General features: G+C 39.2%; 16 protein-coding genes, 1 tRNA gene and 2 pseudogenes. 3 read left to right on the forward strand and 16 right to left on the reverse strand.

Features of this window, described 5'->3' with window-relative positions; genetic code table 11:
• Positions 1–5 precede the first annotated feature (5 nt).
• The 13 genes and pseudogenes from FFM59_RS01930 to FFM59_RS01990 all read right to left on the reverse strand — a co-directional run bounded on the left by FFM59_RS01930 (position 6) and on the right by FFM59_RS01990 (position 13,933).
• A complete protein-coding gene (locus FFM59_RS01930; RefSeq protein WP_137601396.1) occupies positions 6–977 on the reverse strand; it encodes a beta-ketoacyl-ACP synthase III in 972 nt (323 codons plus the stop codon).
• A 131-nt stretch (positions 978–1,108) separates the two neighbouring features.
• Positions 1,109–1,194: transfer RNA gene (locus FFM59_RS01935), tRNA-Leu, on the reverse strand.
• Between the two features lie 54 nt (positions 1,195–1,248).
• The gene (locus tag FFM59_RS01940) at positions 1,249–1,689 is read right to left on the reverse strand and encodes a SprT family protein (protein ID WP_137601379.1); all 441 of its coding nucleotides are present in this window, start codon (positions 1,687–1,689) and stop codon (positions 1,249–1,251) included.
• Positions 1,690–1,692: 3 nt separating this feature from the next.
• Positions 1,693–3,867 carry a Tex family protein gene (locus tag FFM59_RS01945; RefSeq protein WP_137601380.1) on the reverse strand — a complete coding sequence of 725 codons (2,175 nt, stop codon included), beginning with the start codon at positions 3,865–3,867 and terminating at the stop codon, positions 1,693–1,695.
• A 121-nt stretch (positions 3,868–3,988) separates the two neighbouring features.
• The gene (nadE, locus tag FFM59_RS01950) at positions 3,989–4,813 is read right to left on the reverse strand and encodes an NAD(+) synthase (protein ID WP_137601381.1); all 825 of its coding nucleotides are present in this window, start codon (positions 4,811–4,813) and stop codon (positions 3,989–3,991) included.
• 12 nt (positions 4,814–4,825) lie between these two features.
• Entirely contained in the window at positions 4,826–6,292 is a 1,467-nt protein-coding gene (locus FFM59_RS01955) for a nicotinate phosphoribosyltransferase (RefSeq protein WP_137601382.1), read from the reverse strand.
• A 152-nt stretch (positions 6,293–6,444) separates the two neighbouring features.
• Entirely contained in the window at positions 6,445–7,101 is a 657-nt protein-coding gene (locus FFM59_RS01960) for an ABC transporter ATP-binding protein (protein ID WP_137601383.1), read from the reverse strand.
• A 14-nt stretch (positions 7,102–7,115) separates the two neighbouring features.
• Positions 7,116–8,570 (reverse strand): ABC transporter permease, encoded by a 1,455-nt coding sequence (locus FFM59_RS01965; RefSeq protein WP_137601384.1) that lies wholly within the window; start codon positions 8,568–8,570, stop codon positions 7,116–7,118.
• Between the two features lie 404 nt (positions 8,571–8,974).
• Positions 8,975–9,676 (reverse strand): GntR family transcriptional regulator, encoded by a 702-nt coding sequence (locus tag FFM59_RS01970; protein WP_137601385.1) that lies wholly within the window; start codon positions 9,674–9,676, stop codon positions 8,975–8,977.
• Between the two features lie 51 nt (positions 9,677–9,727).
• Positions 9,728–10,861: an N-acetylglucosamine-6-phosphate deacetylase gene (gene nagA, locus FFM59_RS01975; RefSeq protein ID WP_137601386.1), complete on the reverse strand. Its 1,134-nt coding sequence runs from the start codon at positions 10,859–10,861 to the stop codon at positions 9,728–9,730.
• A gap of 21 nt (positions 10,862–10,882) precedes the next feature.
• Positions 10,883–11,677, reverse strand: coding sequence for a pyrroline-5-carboxylate reductase (proC, locus tag FFM59_RS01980; RefSeq protein WP_170175900.1), 795 nt, complete (start codon positions 11,675–11,677; stop codon positions 10,883–10,885).
• A gap of 53 nt (positions 11,678–11,730) precedes the next feature.
• Positions 11,731–12,354, reverse strand: a pseudogene (locus tag FFM59_RS01985) (GyrI-like domain-containing protein).
• 94 nt (positions 12,355–12,448) lie between these two features.
• Complete coding sequence (locus tag FFM59_RS01990) at positions 12,449–13,933, reverse strand: hypothetical protein (RefSeq protein WP_137601388.1); 1,485 nt, start codon at positions 13,931–13,933, stop codon at positions 12,449–12,451.
• 307 nt (positions 13,934–14,240) lie between these two features.
• Between FFM59_RS01990 and FFM59_RS10375 the strand changes: the two are divergent.
• Positions 14,241–15,383 (forward strand): annotated as a pseudogene (locus FFM59_RS10375) (acyltransferase).
• 146 nt (positions 15,384–15,529) lie between these two features.
• Here FFM59_RS10375 and FFM59_RS02005 read toward each other — a convergent pair.
• Together FFM59_RS02005 and FFM59_RS10080 are read right to left on the reverse strand one after the other, a co-directional pair.
• Complete coding sequence (locus FFM59_RS02005) at positions 15,530–16,417, reverse strand: hypothetical protein (RefSeq protein ID WP_137601391.1); 888 nt, start codon at positions 16,415–16,417, stop codon at positions 15,530–15,532.
• Positions 16,418–16,512: 95 nt separating this feature from the next.
• The gene (locus tag FFM59_RS10080) at positions 16,513–17,640 is read right to left on the reverse strand and encodes an LPXTG cell wall anchor domain-containing protein (RefSeq protein ID WP_137601392.1); all 1,128 of its coding nucleotides are present in this window, start codon (positions 17,638–17,640) and stop codon (positions 16,513–16,515) included.
• A gap of 393 nt (positions 17,641–18,033) precedes the next feature.
• Here FFM59_RS10080 and FFM59_RS02015 point away from each other — a divergent pair, with 393 nt between their 5' ends.
• Positions 18,034–18,975 carry a 3-hydroxyacyl-CoA dehydrogenase family protein gene (locus FFM59_RS02015; protein WP_137601393.1) on the forward strand — a complete coding sequence of 314 codons (942 nt, stop codon included), beginning with the start codon at positions 18,034–18,036 and terminating at the stop codon, positions 18,973–18,975.
• Positions 18,976–19,019: 44 nt separating this feature from the next.
• Here the strand turns inward: FFM59_RS02015 and FFM59_RS02020 are convergent, their stop codons facing one another.
• Positions 19,020–21,098 (reverse strand): DNA topoisomerase, encoded by a 2,079-nt coding sequence (locus FFM59_RS02020; RefSeq protein ID WP_137601397.1) that lies wholly within the window; start codon positions 21,096–21,098, stop codon positions 19,020–19,022.
• A gap of 205 nt (positions 21,099–21,303) precedes the next feature.
• On the opposite strand from FFM59_RS02020, the gene FFM59_RS02025 reads away from it, so the two are divergent.
• Positions 21,304–22,389: an Ldh family oxidoreductase gene (locus tag FFM59_RS02025; protein WP_137601394.1), complete on the forward strand. Its 1,086-nt coding sequence runs from the start codon at positions 21,304–21,306 to the stop codon at positions 22,387–22,389.
• Positions 22,390–22,479 lie beyond the last annotated feature (90 nt).

The following is a 22,479-nucleotide window of genomic DNA, read 5'->3' on the forward strand; positions in this document are numbered from 1 at the left end:
ATCAATTACATCCTAATGAGTATACTACCATAAGCCAAGCCTGCACCAAATCCTGTTAACAATACAGGTTTGTCTGCGTGTTCGAGTGTAGACAAAGTCAACGGAATTCCGGCTGACGATGTATTACCAAACCGTTCAACCGTGTGCGGAAACTTGCCCATATCGACTCCGAGTGTGTCACTTATTTTTTCAATAATTCTTAGATTAGCTTGATGACAAATTACGGCCTCTAAATCATTCCCGCTTAAATGATTTTTTGATAACAATTCCCGCATTTGAACTGGCACCGTTTGGGTGGCGAATTCAAATACCGAACGACCATCTTGATAAAAAGCATCAGTCACCGGAAAATTATCAGCGCTAATGTGAGTAATTGGGTTAACTCGACCGCTATGGATAGTGGTGGCCCCAGTTCCATCAGTTTCAATTTTTTCATCAATTAAAAATTCTTGTGCGGCATCATCGGTTTGGCTCAATAGCGCACCACCAGCTCCATCCCCGAAGAAAACCGTGGATGTTCTGTCTGTAAAATCCATCATTTTGGAATTAACTTCAGCGCTAATCACGATTGCGTGGCGATATAATCCACTACGCATCATTTTATCCGCTACGCTCATGGCATAAACAAACCCCGCACAGGCTGCGCTGAGGTCAAAGGCCATCGCATTTTTGGCATGTAGCTTTCCTTGCACAATTGCAGCAGTTGATGGAGTTAATGAATCTGGCGTAATCGTGGAAATGATAATTAAATCAATCTCTTCAGCGTCAATACCAGCTTGTTCAATTAACTTTTGTCCAACTTGCACCGATAAATCTGACGTGTTTTCCTGATTCATTGCATAGTGACGCGTGTGAATTCCGGTATGGGCCACAATCCAATCATCTGACGTATTCATCAATTCGGCAAGTTCTTCATTGGCTACAATCCGGTCTGGCACATAGCCCGCGGTTGCAGTAATTTTAGCAAAAGTTTCCATCATAATCCCTACTTTCAATTTGCGAACCACTACATTTTATCGTAGCGACATTGAAAATGCTACTTATCTACATAAACTTTAAACAAACAAAAAGAGTTCGGCTCACACCAAACTCTTTCAATCGTATAATATGCGGCGAAGAGGACTTGAACCTCCACGGACATAATTGTCCACAAGATCCTTAATCTTGCGCGTCTGCCAGTTCCGCCACCGCCGCATCAACGAATACTATCATAGCAAATATTTTTGCAGATGACAATACTCAAATTGATTAAATTAACTTCAATCGGCCACCACATCTAGCACAAACATAGCGTTTCACATTTAATTTTCTGCGCCTCACTACAACATTCCAGCATGATTGGCATTGATAGCGCACCATCTTTGCTTGTTCAGTCGCAGGAATTGGCGCATAACGACTTCCACCAACTTGCTGCAACAATGCTTTAAAGTCATGACTACCATGATGATAATCCTTACCTGTTAAATGTAGATGATAGTGACACAGTTCGTGTAAAATCACACCCACCAAGTTATCCATATCAAATTGATCAATCATTTTCGGATTAATATCAATATGATGATTGTTCAAATGATAGCGGCCACCAGTAGTCCGCAGCCGTTGGTTAAAATAGACATCATGGATAAATGGTCGATTAAATTTTTCAGTCGACAATTTTTGTGTTAAATTTTGTAATTCTAAATTCGTCATTTTTTACTCTTTCGGATCAATCATCGTCAACTGAATTCTTTGTCGATTCAAGTCCACTGAATCAATCCATACTTCCACAATATCGCCAACGGAGACAACTTGCTTAGGATCAGACACAAACTTTTTAGTTAGCTTAGAAACGTGCACCAGACCATCATGCTTCACACCAATATCGACAAAAGCACCAAAATCAACTACGTTTCGCACCGTACCTTCCAGCTTCATGCCTTCGCTCAAATCTTCCATAGTTAAAACATCCTTACGTAATAACGGCGCTGGCATGTTATCACGTAAATCACGGCCTGGATTTTGCAAACTATTTAAAATATCATTCAAAGTTTCCATTCCGACTGACTCGTCAGTTGGTAATTGTTTGGCATTAATTTGTTTGAGTTTGTCAGCTGCTGAATCAGTACCTAACTCTTTAGCATCCACACCGGCTGCGATTAATACTTTTTTGGCCGTGGCATAACTTTCTGGATGAATATCGGTATTATCTAATGGCGTTTTGCCACCAATGATTCTCAAAAAGCCAACTGATTGTTCAAATGCTTTAGATCCTAAACGTGGAACTTTTTTCAATTCTGTTCGACTATTATAACGCCCATTTTCATCACGATATTTGACAATATTTTCAGCTATCGTTTTCGACAAGCCAGAAATATGCGTCAGTAATTGGTAACTGGCCGTATTTAGATTAACACCGACACGGTTGACTGCCCGTTCAACGACCACATCCAACTCACTATCTAAATCTTTCGCTGGTAGATCATGTTGATACTGACCCACACCCACCGACTCTGGGTTAATTTTGACTAATTCGGCTAATGGATCTTGCAACCGCCGTCCAATGCTGATGGCACTACGTTGCTCAACGTGCAAGTCGGGAAATTCATCTCGTGCTTCTTGACTAGCTGAATAAACTGACGCACCCGCTTCATTGACGATTACATAATAAATGGGTTGTTTGATTTTCGTAATTGCTTCCGCCACAAATAGTTCTGATTCACGACTTGCAGTCCCGTTACCAATGGCAATCATTTCAACATGATATTTCGTTAACAAATCAATAAATTCTTGTTGAGCGGCTTGTCGTTTTGCTTCGGGCGCTGGCTTATGTGGATAAATAACAGCTTTTTCTAAAAACTTACCATTTTCATCGATGACCGCCAACTTACATCCAGTACGATAAGCCGGATCAAATCCTAACACAACCTTGCCTTTAATTGGCGCCTGCATCAATAAGTTGTACAGATTTTGACCGAACACTTTAATCGATTGTTCTTGGGCATCGTCTGTTAAACTATTCCGAATTTCACGTTCAATTGCTGGACCAATAAAGCGTTTATACGCATCTTGATAGGCTACTTCAATAAACTGTGTTGCTTCACTATCTGCATGTTTGCCAATCAATCTAAATCTAAAGAAGGTCATTATTGGTTCAGTTTCAACCTTAACTTTGACGGTTAATATTTTTTCTTTTTCACCGCGATTGATGGCCATCGTTCTGGTCGACGACATGCGTTTGATGGGTTCTTCGAATTGATAATATTGTTGATAAACTCCTAATTCGTCAAGCTCTTTACCCTTCGTTTTAACCGTCGTTTCGACTGTCCCATTGGTCATAGTTTGGTTACGAATCCAGTTACGAACAACCGCAATTTCACTAAATGCTTCGGCTAAAATTTCATGTGATCCATCAAGTACAGCTTGGACATCAGGCAATTTTTTATCAGCATCAACAAATTGCTCGGCTTTGGTGGTTAAACTGTCAGTTGGGAACGACAAGATCCAGTTAGCTAATGGCTCTAAGCCTCTTTCTTTTGCGACCATCGCTTTAGTCTGTCTTTTCTGCTTGTATGGCAAATATAAATCTTCCACATCTTGAATTTTTTCCGCAGATTGAATCTTCTTTTCTAACGTTTCAGTTAGCTTACCTTGTTCAGCAATACTTTTAACAACCGCCGTCTTTCGGTCTTGAAGAGTTGTTACGCGCTTATATTCAGTTTCAATGTCTTGAATTTGGACTTCATCCAAACTACCAGTCATTTCTTTTCGATAACGTGCAATAAACGGCACAGTATTGCCATCATCCATGAGTTTTAAGACCGTGTTGACTTGCTTGCCGCTAATTCCCTGCAAATTATTTTTAACTAGTTGAACAGTTTGTTCTTCCATTAAGTTTGTATTCCCCTTTATTGAATCTATTCATAACAATACCTCGACTTCAATATGAAATCGAGGTATTTATTTTTCTATCACGAATGCTCTGTAGCTGACCAGTTGGCTTCGCTTTTACTTATTTCCACCATTCATCTTTAACAGTGATTGGAAGGTGGCGTTTGTGTTGGGTTTTATTATACCAATTTTCAATGGTTGCAGCTGATTTGGCTGGTACTTCACGGCCTTCCAAATAGTCATCGATATCGTCATACTTTACCCCTAATGCGACTTCATCAGGTAAAGCGGGTCGATCATCTTCAAGATCTGCTGTCGGTACTTTAACGTATAAATGTTCAGGTGCATCAAGAGCTTTAAGCAATGCTTTCCCTTGACGTTTGTTTAAACGCCAGAGTGGCGTCACATCTGCTCCGCCATCCCCAAACTTAGTATAAAATCCGGTGACCGCTTCGGCAGCATGATCAGTTCCAACCACCGCTGCATTAAATCCACCAGCAACCGAATATTGAGCAATCATTCGTTGGCGGGCCTTAATGTTACCACGATTAAAATCAGACACAGTAATGTTGTTTTCTTCTACCGCAGCGACAGTTGCATCTACTGCTTCTTTAATATTTACTCGAACAGTTTTGTCGGGTTGAATATACTCAATTGAAGCCATTGCATCCGATTCATCGGCTTGACTTCCATATGGCAAACGAACCGCAATAAATTGATAATCACTGTTGCCCGTCTCTTTACGTAATTCTTCCATGGCCAATTGTGATAACTTACCTGCTAGTGAAGAATCTTGTCCACCTGAAATTCCGAGGACTAATCCTTTTAGACCAGTCTTCAATAAATATTGTTTCAAAAAATCAATACTATTTCTAATCTCTTCTTGAACATCAATCGTTGGTTGTACTTGTAACGCATTGATGATTTCAGTTTGTTTTGGACTCATTCTCTCACCTCATTAAAAATTCAACTTATTTACATAATCACGAACTTCGTTAATAATCTCCATTTTATTATCAAAACACTTTTGAGACAAGTCAACAGGATAAATTTGTGGATTCAAATCACGTTTATATTCATCCCATAATAAGTTTAGGCGTGCTTGCGATCCCTTCTTAATATCTTCCAAAGAAGGTAAGTCATAGGTTAATTTGCCATTCTCATAAATTGGCTGCAACACAGCGCGAGCTTCAAAATTCTCAACCGTCTTGTTGATATACGTGTAATCTGGGCTAAACATATAAATTGAATCTTGAGCTTGTGGATCTTCATCAAATAATGTGATGTAATCACCTTCTGATTTGCCATCCCCGGTGTCAGTAATTCGCCAAACCTGTTTCTTACCTGGAGTTGAAACCTTCGAAGCATTACTAGAAATTTTGATGGTATCAATCATTTTGCCATCATCATTTTCAAATGACACTAACTTATAAACGGCACCCAAAGCTGGTTGATCAAAAGCAGTAATCAACTTAGTACCCACGCCCCAAACATCAATCTTTGCGTGTTGCATTTTCAAGTTCAAAATTGTCTTTTCATCTAAATCGTTGGAAGCATAAACTTTTGCATCAGGAAAACCAGCTTCATCCAACATTTCACGCACACGTTTTGAAATGTAGGCCATATCACCACTATCAATGCGAACTCCTTGGAAATTAATCTTGTCTCCCATTTCCTTCGCTACTCGAATTGCGTTTGGCACCCCACTCTTTAACGTATCAAATGTGTCCACCAAAAAGACACAATCACGATGGGTTTCGGCGTATGCCATGAAAGCATCATAATCGTTCATATAAGCTTGCACTAGTGCATGGGCATGAGTACCACTAATTGGAATATTAAATAGCTTCCCAGCACGAACGTTACTGGTTGCATCAAAGCCACCAATATAAGCCGCTCTGGTTCCCCAGATGGCTGCATCCATTTCTTGTGCACGACGAGAACCAAATTCCAGCACTGGATCAGTCCCCACGACTGATTTAATTCGGGCTGCTTTGGTCGCAATCAAGGTTTGATAATTAATAATATTCAAGATTGCTGTTTCAATTAATTGACCCACCATCAATGGTGCATCAACTTGAATAATCGGTTCATTGTTAAAGACAAGTTCGCCTTCAACGGCACTGTTAATTGAGCCTTCAAATTTAAAATCTTTTAAATAATCCAAAAAGTCATCATCAAATTGGTTCGTTGTTCTTAAATATTCGATATCACTCTTTGAAAAGGTTAACTGTTCGATATATTCCACAACTCTTTGTAGGCCTGCAAAAACTGCATAACCATTCTTAAACGGCATGTCGCGGAAATACGCTTCAAAAACAGCTCGGCGCTGACCGATTCCTTTTTTCCAATACGTTTGCATCATACTGAGTTCGTATGCGTCCGTATGTAATGTGCAACTGTCATCTGGAAATTGGTAACTCATGATTAGGTACCCTCCGTAATTTTATTACTGTAAATACATAACGCTATCATTTTACCACGTTTGGCCATCATTGATGAAATAACAATATTAATTACGATTGAACAAAAAACGAAGCCTCATTATTCGGCTTCGCTCATAATAGTTATCTTAAATTATTCTTTCGTAAACACGTGGTGCGATAGTCGATAGGAGACATCACATGCAGCCGCCACCGCGGTTTCATGGGTCACGATGATGACACACTTATCACGTTCATGCGCGATTCTTTGGAAGAGTTCAATTACTTCTGCGGTATTGTCTTCATCCAAATTTCCAGTGGGCTCATCAGCAACAATCACTTGGGCATCTAACACTAATGTCCTGGCAATTGCCACCCGTTGTTGTTGTCCACCGGATAAGTGTTGCACATTTTTATCCATTTGTAATTCAGATAGTCCTAATTGACGCAACATATCTCGGGCATATTCTTTATCACCCTTATGTTCAGCATTGGTTACAGCCATGGCCGTCATTAAATTATTGAGTGGTGACATGTAAGTAAAGAGATTATATGATTGAAAAATTACTGACACGTCTTTTTTGCGGTAATTGTTTAAACCGATGCGTTTCAAATCACTGCCATTGAATTCTATCGAACCCATTTTAGGCGTATCAAGACCAGCCAACAGTGATAGAAAAGTTGTTTTACCTGAACCACTTTGTCCAACAATCGCATATAACTTACCAGTGTCAAATTCTAAATTGACTTCTTCAAATAAAATATTATCTGGATTGTCGTACCAGTATCCTAAGTCTTTCGTCGCTAACATATAAATACCTCCATTTAATCAATTAACACTTTCTTGGGCTGTAATCGGAGTATTCCGCCGGAAGCGAGTAAGACCGATAGGAACATAATTGCGAGACCAAAGCCTCCCAGTTCAACCATCTCAACCACTGATAAGTTTACATCAATGTCAGTGTCGCTTGTCGAAGTCCCAGCGGTTGCCCCACCAGACATACCACCACTTGGCTTGGAACCACCGGCCATACTGCCGCCACCGCCACCACTTGGCTTACCACTCATTTGCACGTTCTTATCACCTGGAGCTGAAATTGTACCGGCCGAGGTTGCTGATTGTGATGAAACTAATTGTGAACCAAGCTTGTCACCAACGAACTTACCACCAATTCCAGCAACAGCTAACCCAACGACTAAAATGATGACCATTTCAGTAAATAGTTGCCCAATAATTTTCCATCGTTGTTCACCCATCGACAATAAGATGCCGATTTCATGGCGACGTTCTCGAACCATCAAGATTACAATCAAAGCTAAGATAATGGTCCCGGCAATTGACACAAGCCAGACGATTTTATTTGAAAATGACTTAACACTGCTCATGGCAGATTTAACGGTTTGATAACTAGCATCATTGGTTGCTAAAGTATATTTGGAATTGTTGATGATTTTGTTACCAGCGGTTTTCACACTACTAATCTTTGATGGTGCCGAAATTGTAAAGGTAACTGAATCTGCAGTATTAGCGTACTTAGTCCCCTTAATTGTGTTAGCTAGCGTGTATGATCCATAAATTGTATTGCCAGGATCACTGGCGCCGGGGCCCATTTGAGTCGATGAACTTGAACTAGACTTATAAATTCCAACAACCTTTAGTTTGTAAGACTTGCTACCAGAAGTTGACTTAACGGTAATAGTGTCACCAACACTAATGTTTTCTTGTTTGGCTAATTCTGACTCAATGGCTACATTGTTAGTATTCTTATCCCCAGCAGTAATTCCACGTCCCTTAGTGATTTTATTGGTTCCATCAGTAAACGAAGTTGATGAAGCAGTATTCGTTACCCCGCTAATTGAAATGTCACCACTACTAGACGAATCTGAACCACCTGGCTGGTTAGAACTACTTGTTGTCGTAATTGCATCAAAACTTGACGCGTTAACGGAAGCCGTTGCCGAAACATTATAACTCGCAACATGGTTTAATTTAGCAATCTTAGCAGCATCACTCAACTTAACTGAAGACATTTTGACTGTCTTTTTCGTCGTCGAGGAACTACTAGCTTGAGATTTACTAAATGCTGCCTCACGATTGGCCGACAACGTTAAGGTCGCCCCCACGTTAGCTTTGGCATTTTTAATTGCCGAATCGGCTGCATTATTAATTAGTAACCCTGCTAAAACGAAAAGCATAATGGCAGAAGTGATAACTGCTAACAATACTGTTCTACCTTTCTTAGCGACTAAACTAAGCCAAGCTCGTTTAACAAAATTCATACTTGTTTCCTCCTGATAATTAATTCATAAGAATACTTTACTGAATAAAAATGACTTATTTATGAATTTAGTTAGCTCGTTTCATGGATTTTATCGCAAGAAAAAAGCGGTCAGCCAAATTTCGCCGAGCCACTCATGTCATTTCATATTTCGATGTTTTGCAAGTACATAATCGTGCTCGCCTAATTAATTTTTTTGCGTAGCTTATAAAACAAATAGCCGATAGCCAAATTACGTTCAATAAGTCTGCAATTTCCGCCTAGCTATTAATGTCGCCCATAACATAATCGTGCTCACCTAATTAATTCTCTCGCTTAGCTCATAAAACAACTACCCGATAAACCCGGCTAATTGTTTTACTTTGCAAATGCTCCAGAATTGAACAATTAGGTTCACACTCTGGGCTATCTTTCCAACACGAATTCAAACCGATCTCCAACGTATTGGGTATGAACATATTCAAAGGGACGCCCATCTTGAAGATATGATAATTGGCGGACACGAAGCAAAGCATCCCCGCGTTTTACTTCCAGATGTTCGGCGATTTTTTCGGATGCTGCCATCGCTGACACGGTTTGCATCGCTTTCCCAGGGAAAAGCTTTGCCTTATTTTCTAATGAACTATAAAGGGAGGTCGTGATTTCTTCTTTAGTCAGCCCAGAAATTAAGTCAGATGGAATCGTCGCAATTTCAAAACAAATTGGGACGCCACTACCATAACGAATTCGTTCCATTCGTAACACCTTTTGACCATTTTTCAACTTCAATTGATCAATTTCACTTTGAGATGGCATCGTCATATGGTAAGAAATCGTCTTACTAGAGGCTACTTTACCAGCAGCCTTCATTAAATCGGTAAAACTGGTCACTCCAGACATTTTTTCTTGAACCTTTTGATTGGAAACATAGGTTCCAGAACCAACTCGTCGTTCAAGAATTCCTTCGTCAACCAATGTTTGGATGGCCTGTCGTAGCGTCATTCTGCTCACATCAAATTGAAGTGAAAGTTCACGTTCAGCAGGTATTTTAGCACCAACTGCCCACTTGCCGTCCTCAATCTCTGCTTTGATTTGATTATGAATTTGAATGTATACCGGTGAGGCCATATGTCAGTTCCTCCGCTATTTAAGAATATCGAAAGTCTATACCAATTTTAATTAATTGTCAAAGCGACGTCCATAACTATACACACGTTCAACATCTAAGGTACTGTTCATGATATTCAAGTCAGCATCTTTGCCAACTTCTAGGGTTCCTTTATCATCCAAGCCAAATTCGGTTGCTTGGTTGACAGATGACATCTTGACTGCATCTTCAATGGTACAGTTCATGAATGAAATAGCATTCTTAAAGGCATCATTAAACGTCAAGACGGAGCCAGCTAAATTGCCTGATTCCAAACGCGCTTGCTTATCCTTAACGATAACTTTTTGGCCACCTAATTCACTTTCGCCCTCAGGCATTCCTTTAGCACGCATTGAATCTGTAACCAATTCAATTTTATCGGCACCCTTTTGTTCAAAGGCCAAACGCAACATATCAGGGACAATATGGAAACCATCACAAATTAATTCACAATACATATCATCTTCAAGCATGGCATGTCCAGTTACACCTGGTTCACGATGCTTAAATTCACGTTGTGCGTTATACAAATGAGTCACGTGAGTTGCACGACTAGCTAACATTTGTTCACGGGTTGCATTACTGTGGCCGGCTGATGGGACAATGCCGTGTTCCAAACAATAATCTTCAAAGACACGTGCACCCTTATCTTCAGGTGCGTACGTAATTAAACGAACTAAATGATTAGATAGTTCATTCCAGTGGTCCAATAATTTTGGATCAGGATCTTTGATGTATTTTTCGGGTTGGGCACCCTTATAAATTGCCGCAATAAATGGTCCTTCCAAATGAGTTCCCTTAATCACAGGGTTAACTTTGGCTGCTTCAGCAACCCCCTTCATAGCATGATCAATAGCTTGATCTGATTGAGTCATTGTTGTTGGGAAAATGGTGGTAATCCCTTCGTGTATCATTTTGTTAACCATTGTATTAATTTCGTCAGCATTTCCATCCATCGTGTCCAGACCATAGCCACCATGTGTATGCACATCAATAAATCCAGGGATAATTTTTTTACCGCTTACAAATTCGACTTGATCACCTGCTTGCGCCCGAAATTCACTCATTGGACCGACTGCTTCAATTTGCTTATCAAAGCGAATAAAGCCGTCACGAATTAATTCTAACCCTGTATAAATTTGTGCATGTTTTAATACGATACTCATGCTTGATTACACTCCTAATTTTTAATCTACTTTTTTGTCCTGACCAATTGTAGCGTCGATACATTTAATAATTGAAGTCATAAAGCCGGCTTCTTCCATCGCTAGTAACCCGCGAACTGTACTTCCACCTGGTGAAGAAACGGCGTCAACAACATCCATTGGTGTTTCGCCTGATTCTGTCACTAACTGTGCAGAACCTTGAACAACAGATGCGGCAATTTCAGTGGCCGTTTGTTTGCTCAAGCCGTATTTCACCCCAGCACGACTCATTGCATCAATGAAATAGGCCACGTAAGCAGGTCCACTTCCAGCCATCGCACTAAAAATACTAAATTTATCTTCTGGCTGTTCACTGACAGACCCAATTGCTTCAAATAGCCCAACTGCTTGTTTCGTTTGAGCTTCATTGAGTTGTTCATTCGCATGGATTGCAGTCATCCCTGCTGTTATTTCGACATTTACATTTGGTAATGCACGTAAAATAGGTGTGTTATAACCTGTCAATTCTTCTAACCGTTGGATACTCATTCCTCCAACAATCGAAATCAAAACTTTGTCTGTCAGTACATCATTGACTTCTCGAAGTACGTCAGCTGCACGATCCGGTGTCACTGCCAGCACTACATAATCTGAATTTTGTACAACTTCTTTATTTGTACTAGCAGCCACTAAGCCTTTTGCCTGAGCAAATGGTTCGTAATTGTTAGCATGTGCACTATGGAGATAGATATCTGAACCAGAAACATGGTTCGCTTTTAACAAGCCGTTGATAATTGCTTTCGCCATTTCACCGGCGCCAATAAATCCAACCTTCATGTAAATATCATCCTTTCAATTTGACTAGTGTCATTGTACCACGATTTAGAGGTCTATACCAATTTAATTTCAACTTGCAAGATAGTTTTCATCTTTTCAGGGGCCGTTTTTCTTGGATCAGACAAATAAATTTCATCGTGTTCATGCGAAACCCATTGGTATCCTTCAGTCTTTAAATAGTCTTCGAGTTTAGCAAAACTGACTGGTTATTCATCAAATGGACCAACATGCAAAATTTGGCCGACCTGTTTACCTTTAATTGTTTCAAACCTCACCTGTTTAAGTAACGCCGCATCAACTTTCTCAGCTGCTCGTTGTTTAGCTTTTTCTGCTACTGCCGCAGTCACAAACTCAGGCTGTTTAATGCCAATCGTGTATTTAAAATAATCTTTTTTCATCGGCGTCTGATTAAGATACTGCTCTTGAATTGACCAATGTCCTTGTAATGGATAGACCGTATATTCTTGATACCCATCAATCTCCCAATCATTGCGATAGCTCATTCGAATCGCATATGATAACGGATAAAGAGTTTGTACGCGCTGGGCAAAGTCGGCTTGGTTAGGATCACCCAGGCCATCAATTAAAAAATAATGTTGATCTGGCAAGGTTAGAATTCTTGCCTTTTTCCGTGTTGAGTACCAGGGTTCCGTTTTCTTCCATTCAATTTTTGTCATATGAATTCTTCCATTTACTATCTTAAAGATAACGATTATCTGCGGTTATTTCAAACAAAAAACTACCCTACAAACTGTAGGATAGTTGGATGAATTAGTCAGCTAGCTTAATTTTATTAAATTGTGTATTTTGCACGATTTTTTCAAACGCAATTAATTCTTTTTTGTCAGGCAAATTTGGCCAAACAACTTGTGGAATTTTGACAAAATCAGAATAAACGTCAGTCATGTAGATGTCTGTGTGATCAGACAAGCAGTCATCGATGTGAATCGAAGGATAACGGCGTAACAACATTTTGACGTAATCAGCATACGCAAAACTATTGGCATAATCCAAGGCAATATTAACGTTCTTATCAACCGAATCATCGGGAATGATTTCCATAAACCCAATTAAATAATTATATTTTAAATAATTCAAAGATTGTTCTTCTAAATCTAAGTCAAAAGTCGTAATTAATTTATCTACATACTGATCCGACACCAATGAACGTTGTGGATACTTGGCCACTAGACTTTGATAAACGCTATCATGCACACCATTGATAAAGCCCAAGTCAAAAATCAATAACCATTCGTTGAGCCGCAAAATATACCCAATTTTTTGATCAATTTCAGCTGGACTAAATCCGTGATCGGATGCATTAATTTCCAGCAACTTATCAAGAAAAGTATATAAAGAATGATTCTTTTTTTGAATATAGCTATCAAATTCAACAAATTGGCCATACTTAGCTGGATCTTTAACGACGATTTGGCTATAACAGATACTTAGTAAAAAGACTGCCTCAGTCAATGCGTCAACGTCATCATCTTGAGCAAACTGCTTGTAAATCAATGAAAATTCATTCGCCAATTCTTCAGTCTTCAGCGTCATTGGCACTGAGTAGTTCTTTAAGAAGTTTTTATTCTTAATCCGCATCAATTGCACTGAAATACAGATTCTTAATTTCGCGGTATTCGCGTGTGACAAATCAAACGGCATTTTGCTGGAAATCAGATTAATAAACTCTGTGACTGTTTCTGAAACCTCAGGAAATGGATCCCGGACATCAGTGTAGTATGAGTAAAAGAGACTAGCTAATTTGCGACGTTTCACATATTCAAAATTATCAATGTAAGTCGGTACCATAGCGAAAACAGTTTTGCGTTCAAGTAACGGTTCCAATTCTTTTCTTAAATGATAATAGTTAGGCTGACCAATCCCGTTATCTTCTAAGAAATCGTGTAGCTTGTATCTGTTATTTTCAAACTGATTATATCTCATGATTTTAAATGAGTTTGAATTAACGATATATTCCAAACGAATAATTTTAATATGCGAACAAGTTAAATTTTGCGTAGTTAAATAATTATTTTCATACTTAAATGACACATCTGGATCAACGATATGTTGATTAATTTCTGTGTCTAATTCTTCAATTATATTCTGCAATCTAAACTGAGACACCCCAGTTTGTTTGATAATATCTTTGTCCAATATTGAATGGTTTGGCAAATTAACTAAGATATTCAATATTTGAATTTTAATTAGCTCAGTATCGCGAAAAACAGCGTCCTTAACCATAACTTCTAACACTCCCCCAAAAATATTATATTATAGTAAGTTTCATGATATTTATCTATTTGTTCGTTATTATACCTTAAATATCCCGTCATTCAAGCCTACTCAACTTGTTTTTATAATATATTTGTCAAAATCAATTTAACCAGCTCTAATTAAAGTTGTTATTTTTTCATCATATTGGTCGCTTTTGTCGATTAAATTAGTTTATTTATCTTTTAAAAAAGCAAAAATTACATCGCTAAATTTGGCAGTTTAGCCTCACAATATTCATATTTAGTTGGTAGCATTTATAAAGACTAAACAGCGGAGGCATTTTTTAATGACAGATAACAAGCCACAACCTTATCTACACGAGGTTGATTTGATGCGACTACTTTTCATCTCTGGTGTCTTAATGAACCACGTCACCACCGCTTTCATCCACAGTATGAGTCACGGATCATTCAGTCGATTATTTTTAGAGTCGTCTCATCTCTCAATACATTTCACGCGCTTTGGCTTCATGTTTATCAGCGGCTTAGTCCTCGTCTACCAATACCAAAACAGCAGCGATTTTATGCTTACTTTTTGGTATAAACGCGCCCGCCGTGTTGGCATCCCCTACTTATTTTGGAATCTCACTTTGATGCTTCATACCGTTATTTATCAAGCTCGTTCCTTTACTTGGCATCGTTATTTGAATCATCTCTGGCCCGCTTTAATTCATGGAAATAAATTCTATATGTACTTTTTATTTGTCATCATTCAATTTTATCTTTTGTTTCCATTCTTTTTAAAATGGTGGCATTGACTTGACCGCCAAGGATTAGTCCTGGGCATCAGTTTTCTTACCCAATTAATTTTATTGTTGGGTATCAAATATCTTTTTCCTGGTGTTGATCGTAGCAGTTGGCCATTTTTCTTCCGCTCATACGGAATGAATGTATTTACGTATCAATTTTATTTTATTTTTGGCGCCTATACCGCCACTCACTACCAACAGCTGACCAATCTTTGGTTAAAATATCAACGGTTACTGTGGAGTGCCACCGACATTTTAGCTATTGGTACCTTTGGTTTGTTTTTCTACAACCGCCAAATCCTGCATTTATCCCTAGGTAGAACCGAATTAATTCACCAACCCTATTTGCTCATTTATGGCATCCTCACTGTGTGCGTTACTTGGCTCCTGGGCCACCACTTACTTGCCAAAAAAAGCAGCCACTTAAATCATTTGATTAAACTCAGTTCACGATATTCATTTGGCATGTATCTAACCCAGACGATTCCATTAATGGGGCTTTATGGCTTATTAAGTTTAGTTTCATTACCCTCTTGGGGTATTTTACTGCTACTCCCGATTGGCTATCTTTTTGTTTGGGGTTGTGCCTGGGTAATTAACGCGCTCCTTGGTCATTTTAAAATCACTAGTTATGTCGTCGGGCTCTCGACTCTGCATCAACAAAATAAAGCGCGAATGTAACACAAATCGCGCAGTTCTTGAGAATGGCTACGACGTTGACTTATGGAACCGATTCTAAAAAATGGTTGTACAAAAAAACTGTGATACAAAACGTTAATTTTGTCACAGCTCCACTACACTTATTTATTTGTTAAGTCACGCTGATATTAATCATAACTTGCCATCAATGCTGCTTGAATTTCTGTTTGAAAGTCGGTCATTGAAATGGTTTTATCACCACTTGGGAGGATGACATGATCACTGGCCTTTGTATTTTTAATGGAAACTTGATACTGAGCATCATCGTGCTTAATTGTATAGTAATCCACTGATTTATTTTGGGTATCAACAGTTTCTGTTACAGTCGTCCCTTTCAATAATGAATCAATTCCTTTTAAGTCATTTTTATTAAAGGCAAGGTCTTTGGTGCTCTTGTCGGCTTTTAAATCGGTATTGGCCTTTTTAATCAATGATTTCAGTTGTGTTTTGGTATAGGTATACGTGATTTTCGAACCGTCCTTTTTAAAATCTGAATTATCACTCTTTTTCAGGACGTCCTTCAAATTATCGACCATCGCACTTTGATATTTATCCGTACTACCAATCATTTGATTATTCTTAATCTGATCTTTGGTAATGTTCATTTGTTCCGCTGTTACTTCCACATACTTATTATTAAAGGCACTGTTAGACGGCAGTGCCATCCCTGATAGTTGACCAAGATATGTGTAATAAGTTTCTGCAGGCAAATAGATAGACATCGTTTTCAAATTTTCGTACAAATTACCGCTATACGATTTGACATCATACTTCACATTGGCATGGATTTTGACCTTATTAGTATTTTGTGCATTCACTGTTGCCGTGACTGCATCAAATTTTTCTGATTTTTGTGCATTTGTCACCTTCACCGTCACTTGTTGGTTTGATTGCATGTTAGACGCGAAATCTTTTTTTGCATCAATAAAACTGGATTGCTTTCCACACCCGGTTAATACCAGTCCCAGCATCATGATTGGTAATAAGACTAAACCTACACTCAATTTATGTTTCATTGTTACTGCCTCCAAAGTAATTATTTTACCGAAAAATAGCTACAGTCAACTTGACCGTAGCTATTTTTAACGTTGTTCAATTGTCTCAAGTCGGACTATTTAAAACGATATTTTTTTCTACTTGTACTAAGAAATAGTTCCAAACCAAATAATCCAAGTACCGCTGTTAACATTGCAGTCATCATGTCATCGCCAGTTTGTGGCAAAGCAGCTGCTTTTGCAGCATTATCTGTTTTGGTGGTTGTCGTTGTAAGAACTTTATTGCCATCCTCTGCAACAGCCTGTTTTTCATCGGTAACAACTGTCGTAGGCGCTGTTGTTGATTCAGCATCCGTTGGTGTTTCGGGCTCTGTTGGTTTTTCAGTATCCGTTGGTGTTTCGGGCTCTGTTCGTTTTTCAGTTTCTGCTGGTGGAGTTGTCTGATTATTAACCGGTGTTGCTTCTCCATTAACTAAATTTAAAGTTCCGGTAGACAACTTGCCTTCAGCATTATAATAATGGAAAGTTAAAGGTGAGTTCACAAATCCGACGAAAACAGATTGTCCAATCGTGCTGTCATCAGCTACGCGCTCATTGTGAATGTCATCGTACATATTTTGTCCAATAAAATAGACGTGGAATGTTTTTCCACTAACCAGATTAGGATACTTGGCTGGATCTTGAAGTGTTGACGACCTAATTTGAAGCTTGACACCGTTATCTAATGTGGCGTCCAAACTAACTACGTCGCCAGATACAACAGACGATACATCAACATTAAAGGATTTAACTTCGGCTGGTTCTTGTCCACCCTTTAGAGTAACCGAATTAACTTGGAAACTACCGTCTGCTTGTTTTTCAACGTAGTGTGCAGTATCACCATTTAATAGTGAGGCAGCATCAATGACGGTGACCATTTGATCTAAATTTTCTCTGTCAGAAATTCTTGGTTCAATTACACCAGTATATTGTCCATTTTCATCCATCGCCTGTGATGGATTTATTTTGGCAGCATTTCCCACGTTAATAGGATCATAATCCTTGTCTGTCGCAGTCGATGCATCTACTGTATCATTAATTCCAGTTGTTTTAGTTGTTTGGTTTTCTGGAACTGCACTGGTGACTGATGTGGTCACGTCTGCAAAGACAGTTGTGTTATTAGTATCAGTCACAACTCCCAACGCCAGCGCTCCTAAGACAACCCCTGAAAATAGCACAGTGTTTCTTAACTTTCTACTCTTCATATTAATTCCTCCAAATTTTTCCAACCCTATACCCGACTCCAAATATTCCTAAAGCTTATGATTCGGACTGTTTCAACCCATTGTAATCAATTGAACCAATTCGATACCACACGATACCATAGGCCATTGTGTTAAATTTCTCACATTGTTACTCACCTAAAACAATAAAATGATAAATAGGCGTAACATTCAAAAACAGTTTTAAAAGCAACTCATTTTTTTGTTCCACAAGTAGCTTTACCTTTTTATTATTGTATTTATCCAATTATTTTATAATATCTTCAATAAATTGTTATAGATTAAATATGTAACTAATTATTTTAATATTCGTCTTATTACCGCTATAATCATGTTGTAAGCGTATAACAAATTTAACCATTTGGAGGAAACATTATGGACGTCAATCAAATTAAAAATATTGCGAACATTGGGGCTGGCACAATGGGACATGCGACTGCACTACAATTTGCCATGCATGGGTATCACGTCACCATTTTAGATTCCAGTCACGATGCACTTGAAAAGGGAATGGATGCCATCAACCACGACATTGCTACTTTCCAAAAAGCTGGACTGATTACTGAAACGTTAGAAGATATTACACAGCGCATCAGCATTACGACAGATTATGAAATAGCGTTCCCGAGAGCTGATTTTGTCATCGAATCTGTGATTGAAGACTTGAAAATTAAACAAAATGTCTGGCAACATGTGGAGGAATTTGTCTCCGACGATACTATTTTAGCCACCAATACTTCTGGTCTGAGTCCAACAGCTATTCAATCTGTGTTAAAACATCCAGAACGTTTCGTCGTCGCTCATTTTTGGAATCCGGCTCAATTAATGCCATTAGTTGAAATTGTTCCTGGCGAAAAAACTAATCAAGCCACCATGGATTTGACCGAACAATTAATCAAAAAGATTGGTAAGCATGGTGTGCCACTACAAAAAGAATCACTGGGCTTTGTCGGGAATCGAATCCAACTGGCGGTGATTCGCGAAGCGCTGCATATTGTCGACGAAGGGATTGCTACTCCCGCCGCAGTTGATGACATTATCAAATACAGTTTAGGCCGACGCTGGAGCTTGGTTGGACCCATCGCAAGTGCCGATCTAGGTGGCCTCGATATCTTCCGTGGCGTTAGTACCTATCTATACGACGACTTGGCTAATGATACTGGCGTTGATCCAGTTCTTAATCAAAAAGTTAAAGATAACAATTTAGGTTTAAAAACTGGCCATGGATTCTTTGACTGGCACGGTGAAGATGGCCAAAAAATTGTCGCGCAACGAGATCAAGCTTTAATGGAATTACTCAAACAAGATAAAGACTAAATAAAACACAGAAACTGCTGGTAAATGCCAACAACTTCTGTGTTTTATTTTTTGCCAAAATCAGCTTTAAATCCCCAAAACTTTTTGCCCTTATATGTTTGTTCCTTCAACATTCCACTAGCCGTATAAGCCTTGCCAGCTTTACTTTTAGCCGCAAATGAAATTACCTGGCCGGCCAATAGCTGCTGAATTTCACCTTCAGTAAATTTATGACCGCCCCAAGTCGAACTAAACTCGACTGCTTTGCCGTTCGTCAATTGACCCTTTGTCTTTGGTTTGGCCGCATATTTCTTGGTTGCTTTGACTTGTTTCCCGACAAATTGTGTTAGTTCCCGACTGTTTTTTAAAATAATTGGTAAATCATGTTCAATCACTCTAGTCGCCGAATTTACTACAATCGCCGGTGATTCATTGAGTTTGCCAACTTCATCCATATGATCAAATAGTTGTTTGGTGATATTAGGAGATCCAATCCAGCTATCGCGCACTAACACGGCGGCAATGGTTCCCGGTTGAGTCAGTGTATAAAAGCCTTTTTGATCTTTGATAAATGCATTTTTGCCACTTGTCAGTTGAGCTTGCACGCCCAATCGAGTCGCACCAGTGCCGATATTGTGTTTTTCAAGAAATTTGCCAATCCAATCTGCGCTCGGTCTAGTTGGCTTAGGATTAGCTCCTTGATAAACAAATGGTTCTGCCTCAGGCCCCACGACATCACTGACAGAATTAGACTCATCATCAGAGTCAGTATCATCAAAAATAGCCTTGTAATTCAATTGCACAGGTACATTAAACCCAGTTTTAAAATCGGGATATAATTCCAATTCTGCAGTGACCCGATCAAACTGATAGTCTTCGCCTAAAATAGCTAAATAATTAAGTGCCAATGTCCGATAAATCGCCTGCGCACTCGGACCATACTTAGACAATGATTCTAACGAACTAGGGACTTTAACTCCTGGTCGGTTCGCCCCATGGGCTGCTTCTGTGGCGCGATGTTTGCTCCGCAAGGTTCGATGAGTTAAGAGCTGTTGATTAGCTCCAACAACTTGAGCAATCGCATCGACTACCGGCAAGAGCTCATTAAATTGTTCTTGAGTAATTTTCTTATCTTCGGTTCGGGGGTACGAAACAATTTCTGCTTCATACATTTTTTGATAGGTCGCCAGCACTTCCTTAGAATTAAACCCTTGCTTCGCCAGAATGGAACCTAACTTTGCTAAATCTATCAAGGCCCCGGGAGCTTGAGTCTTGTGTTGGCGTTTGATATTAGTAACTGGGCTTTTAGTATATTTATCAACTTCCGCTTGACCGTCTTTTTCAGTTGCAAATCGGGCAGTTCGTTTTTGTTCGTCATCTTTTAAGGAACGGGCAAAAATATGACCAGCGGGATCTTTAAACTTCGCTTCATAGTACGGGGTCTTCACGTATTGATCAATCAATTGTTGCTGTTGCCAAATTTTTAAGACAATCACTGACTTCAAGCGACCTTGATTAATTACCTTTACTCGATAACCCGCTTGTCGCGCCGCGTACGTTGAAATCCTGGTCAGCTGCATCGAAAGAAAATCCCATTTGCTCCGTGCATCTGACTTGAGGTATTCGCCTTGTTTAAATTGGTCCGTGATTTCGACCATACTGTGCATTGCTTGATTCAATGACTTGGGTGTTTCATCAGCAAATCGAATCCGATAAACCGGCTTGTTCCATTTGATTGCATTGACAATCTCCCAGCCCAGTAAATCCCCTTCACCAGAAGGATCATTATCCGTCGCAATTAAAATAGCATCCGCATTGGCGGCTTCACTCTTGATTGCATTTACGTCATCTCGCGTCGATTTTGATTTTTTCGTATATGAATTATATGACTTTGCGTAAGTTTTGGCCCACGAAAAATCGGCCTGATTCCATGGCATTGTTTTCATATCCGACCAAGAACTGTAGCGCTCCTTTTCGGCATCTGTCTTCACCATTTTTTCAGGATCTTTAAACTCCATTAAGTGACCATGGGCATGTACAATTTTGTACGTTTTACCTGCCACTGTGCCACTCGTACCACCAAATGCCTTGGCCATATGCTTTGCTGCACTAGCCTTTTCGGCCAAAATTAACATATCCAATATCGACATACCTTCCTTTATTTTCTTAACATATTGTACCAATTTACTTCATTTTTTTGTGTTAATTTAGTTAAATATCACAAATACCCTTTCTTTTTATGGTTATTATGATTAAAATTAGATTAGAAAATGATTGACATTTTTTAATTTTATTACTAACATGTGAAATACAATACAATTTATACATAGAACAGGAGAACATAATATAATGGTAAAACGATATGATAGCACCAAAATTAACGAACTGGTCTACGACATTTACAAAGCCTATGGTTTCTCAGAGGAACAAAGTCATCAAGCTGCTGACATGTTGATTTACACTGATTTACATGGTATTGAATCTCACGGGGTTCAACGCTTAGTCATGTATGATAACTTCATTCAAAACGGTAAAATCCGCGTTCAAAGCGCTCCTGAGATTGTGAAAGAAACAGACGTCAGTGCCGTTGTAGACGCTCACTTTGGTTTAGGCCAACTTAACGGCATCTACAGTATGGATATCGCCATTCAAAAAGCTAAGGAACATGGAATTGGAATTGTTACCACCCGTAATTCCGGTCACTACGGCATTGCAGGTTACTATGCCAACATGGCCGCGGAACAAGGACTGATGGGGATGTCATCATGTAACTCACGTCCTGCCATGTTACCAACTCACGCGACAAAAGCCTTAGTTGGGACTAATCCAATTGCCTTTGCAATGCCAGCAAAGCCCCATACCTTTATTTTCGATGTCGCTACAACGACGGTTCCTCAGGGTAAAATTGAAGTCTATCGTAAACTCGAAAAAGATTTGCCAGCTTTATGGGTGGCCAAAGATGGCGAAACCCCTGTCTATGATCACAATGATACCGAAGATTTTGATTTACTTCGTGATCCTGATGCTAACGTTGGATTAGCTCCTTTAGGTGGTGTCACTGAAGATACTGGTAGCCACAAAGGCTTTGGTTTAGGTGTAATCGTTGAAGTATTTACTTCAATTCTTTCCATGGGTAATGTGTCTAATGAAATTACTCCAACCGACCTATCTGTGGGCCCTTGTCAAAGTTTCGTTGCTATCGATCCTTCAATTTTTGGCGATAAAGATGCCATCTTTGAAAAATTCTCTAATTACCTGCAAGATATTCGTTCATTACCTGCTGTCCCAGGCAAAACTATCTATGTGGCCGGCGATAAAGAAGCACTCGCATATGAAAATAATATCAAAAACGGGATTGAAATTGATGACCGGACTCTTGAAGAAATTGAAGCTATCGCAGCTCGCTTAAACGTGAAGTACGAAGCATTCGTATAATCAATTAAATGGTAATCGAGTAGGAGGCAGTTGATTAGTTCAGCTACCGACCTCTCACACCACCGTACGTACGGTTCCGTATACGGCGGT

The sequence above is a fragment of the Paucilactobacillus nenjiangensis genome (assembly GCF_005405445.1).
GTDB classification, from domain to species: Bacteria; Bacillota; Bacilli; order Lactobacillales; family Lactobacillaceae; genus Paucilactobacillus; species Paucilactobacillus nenjiangensis.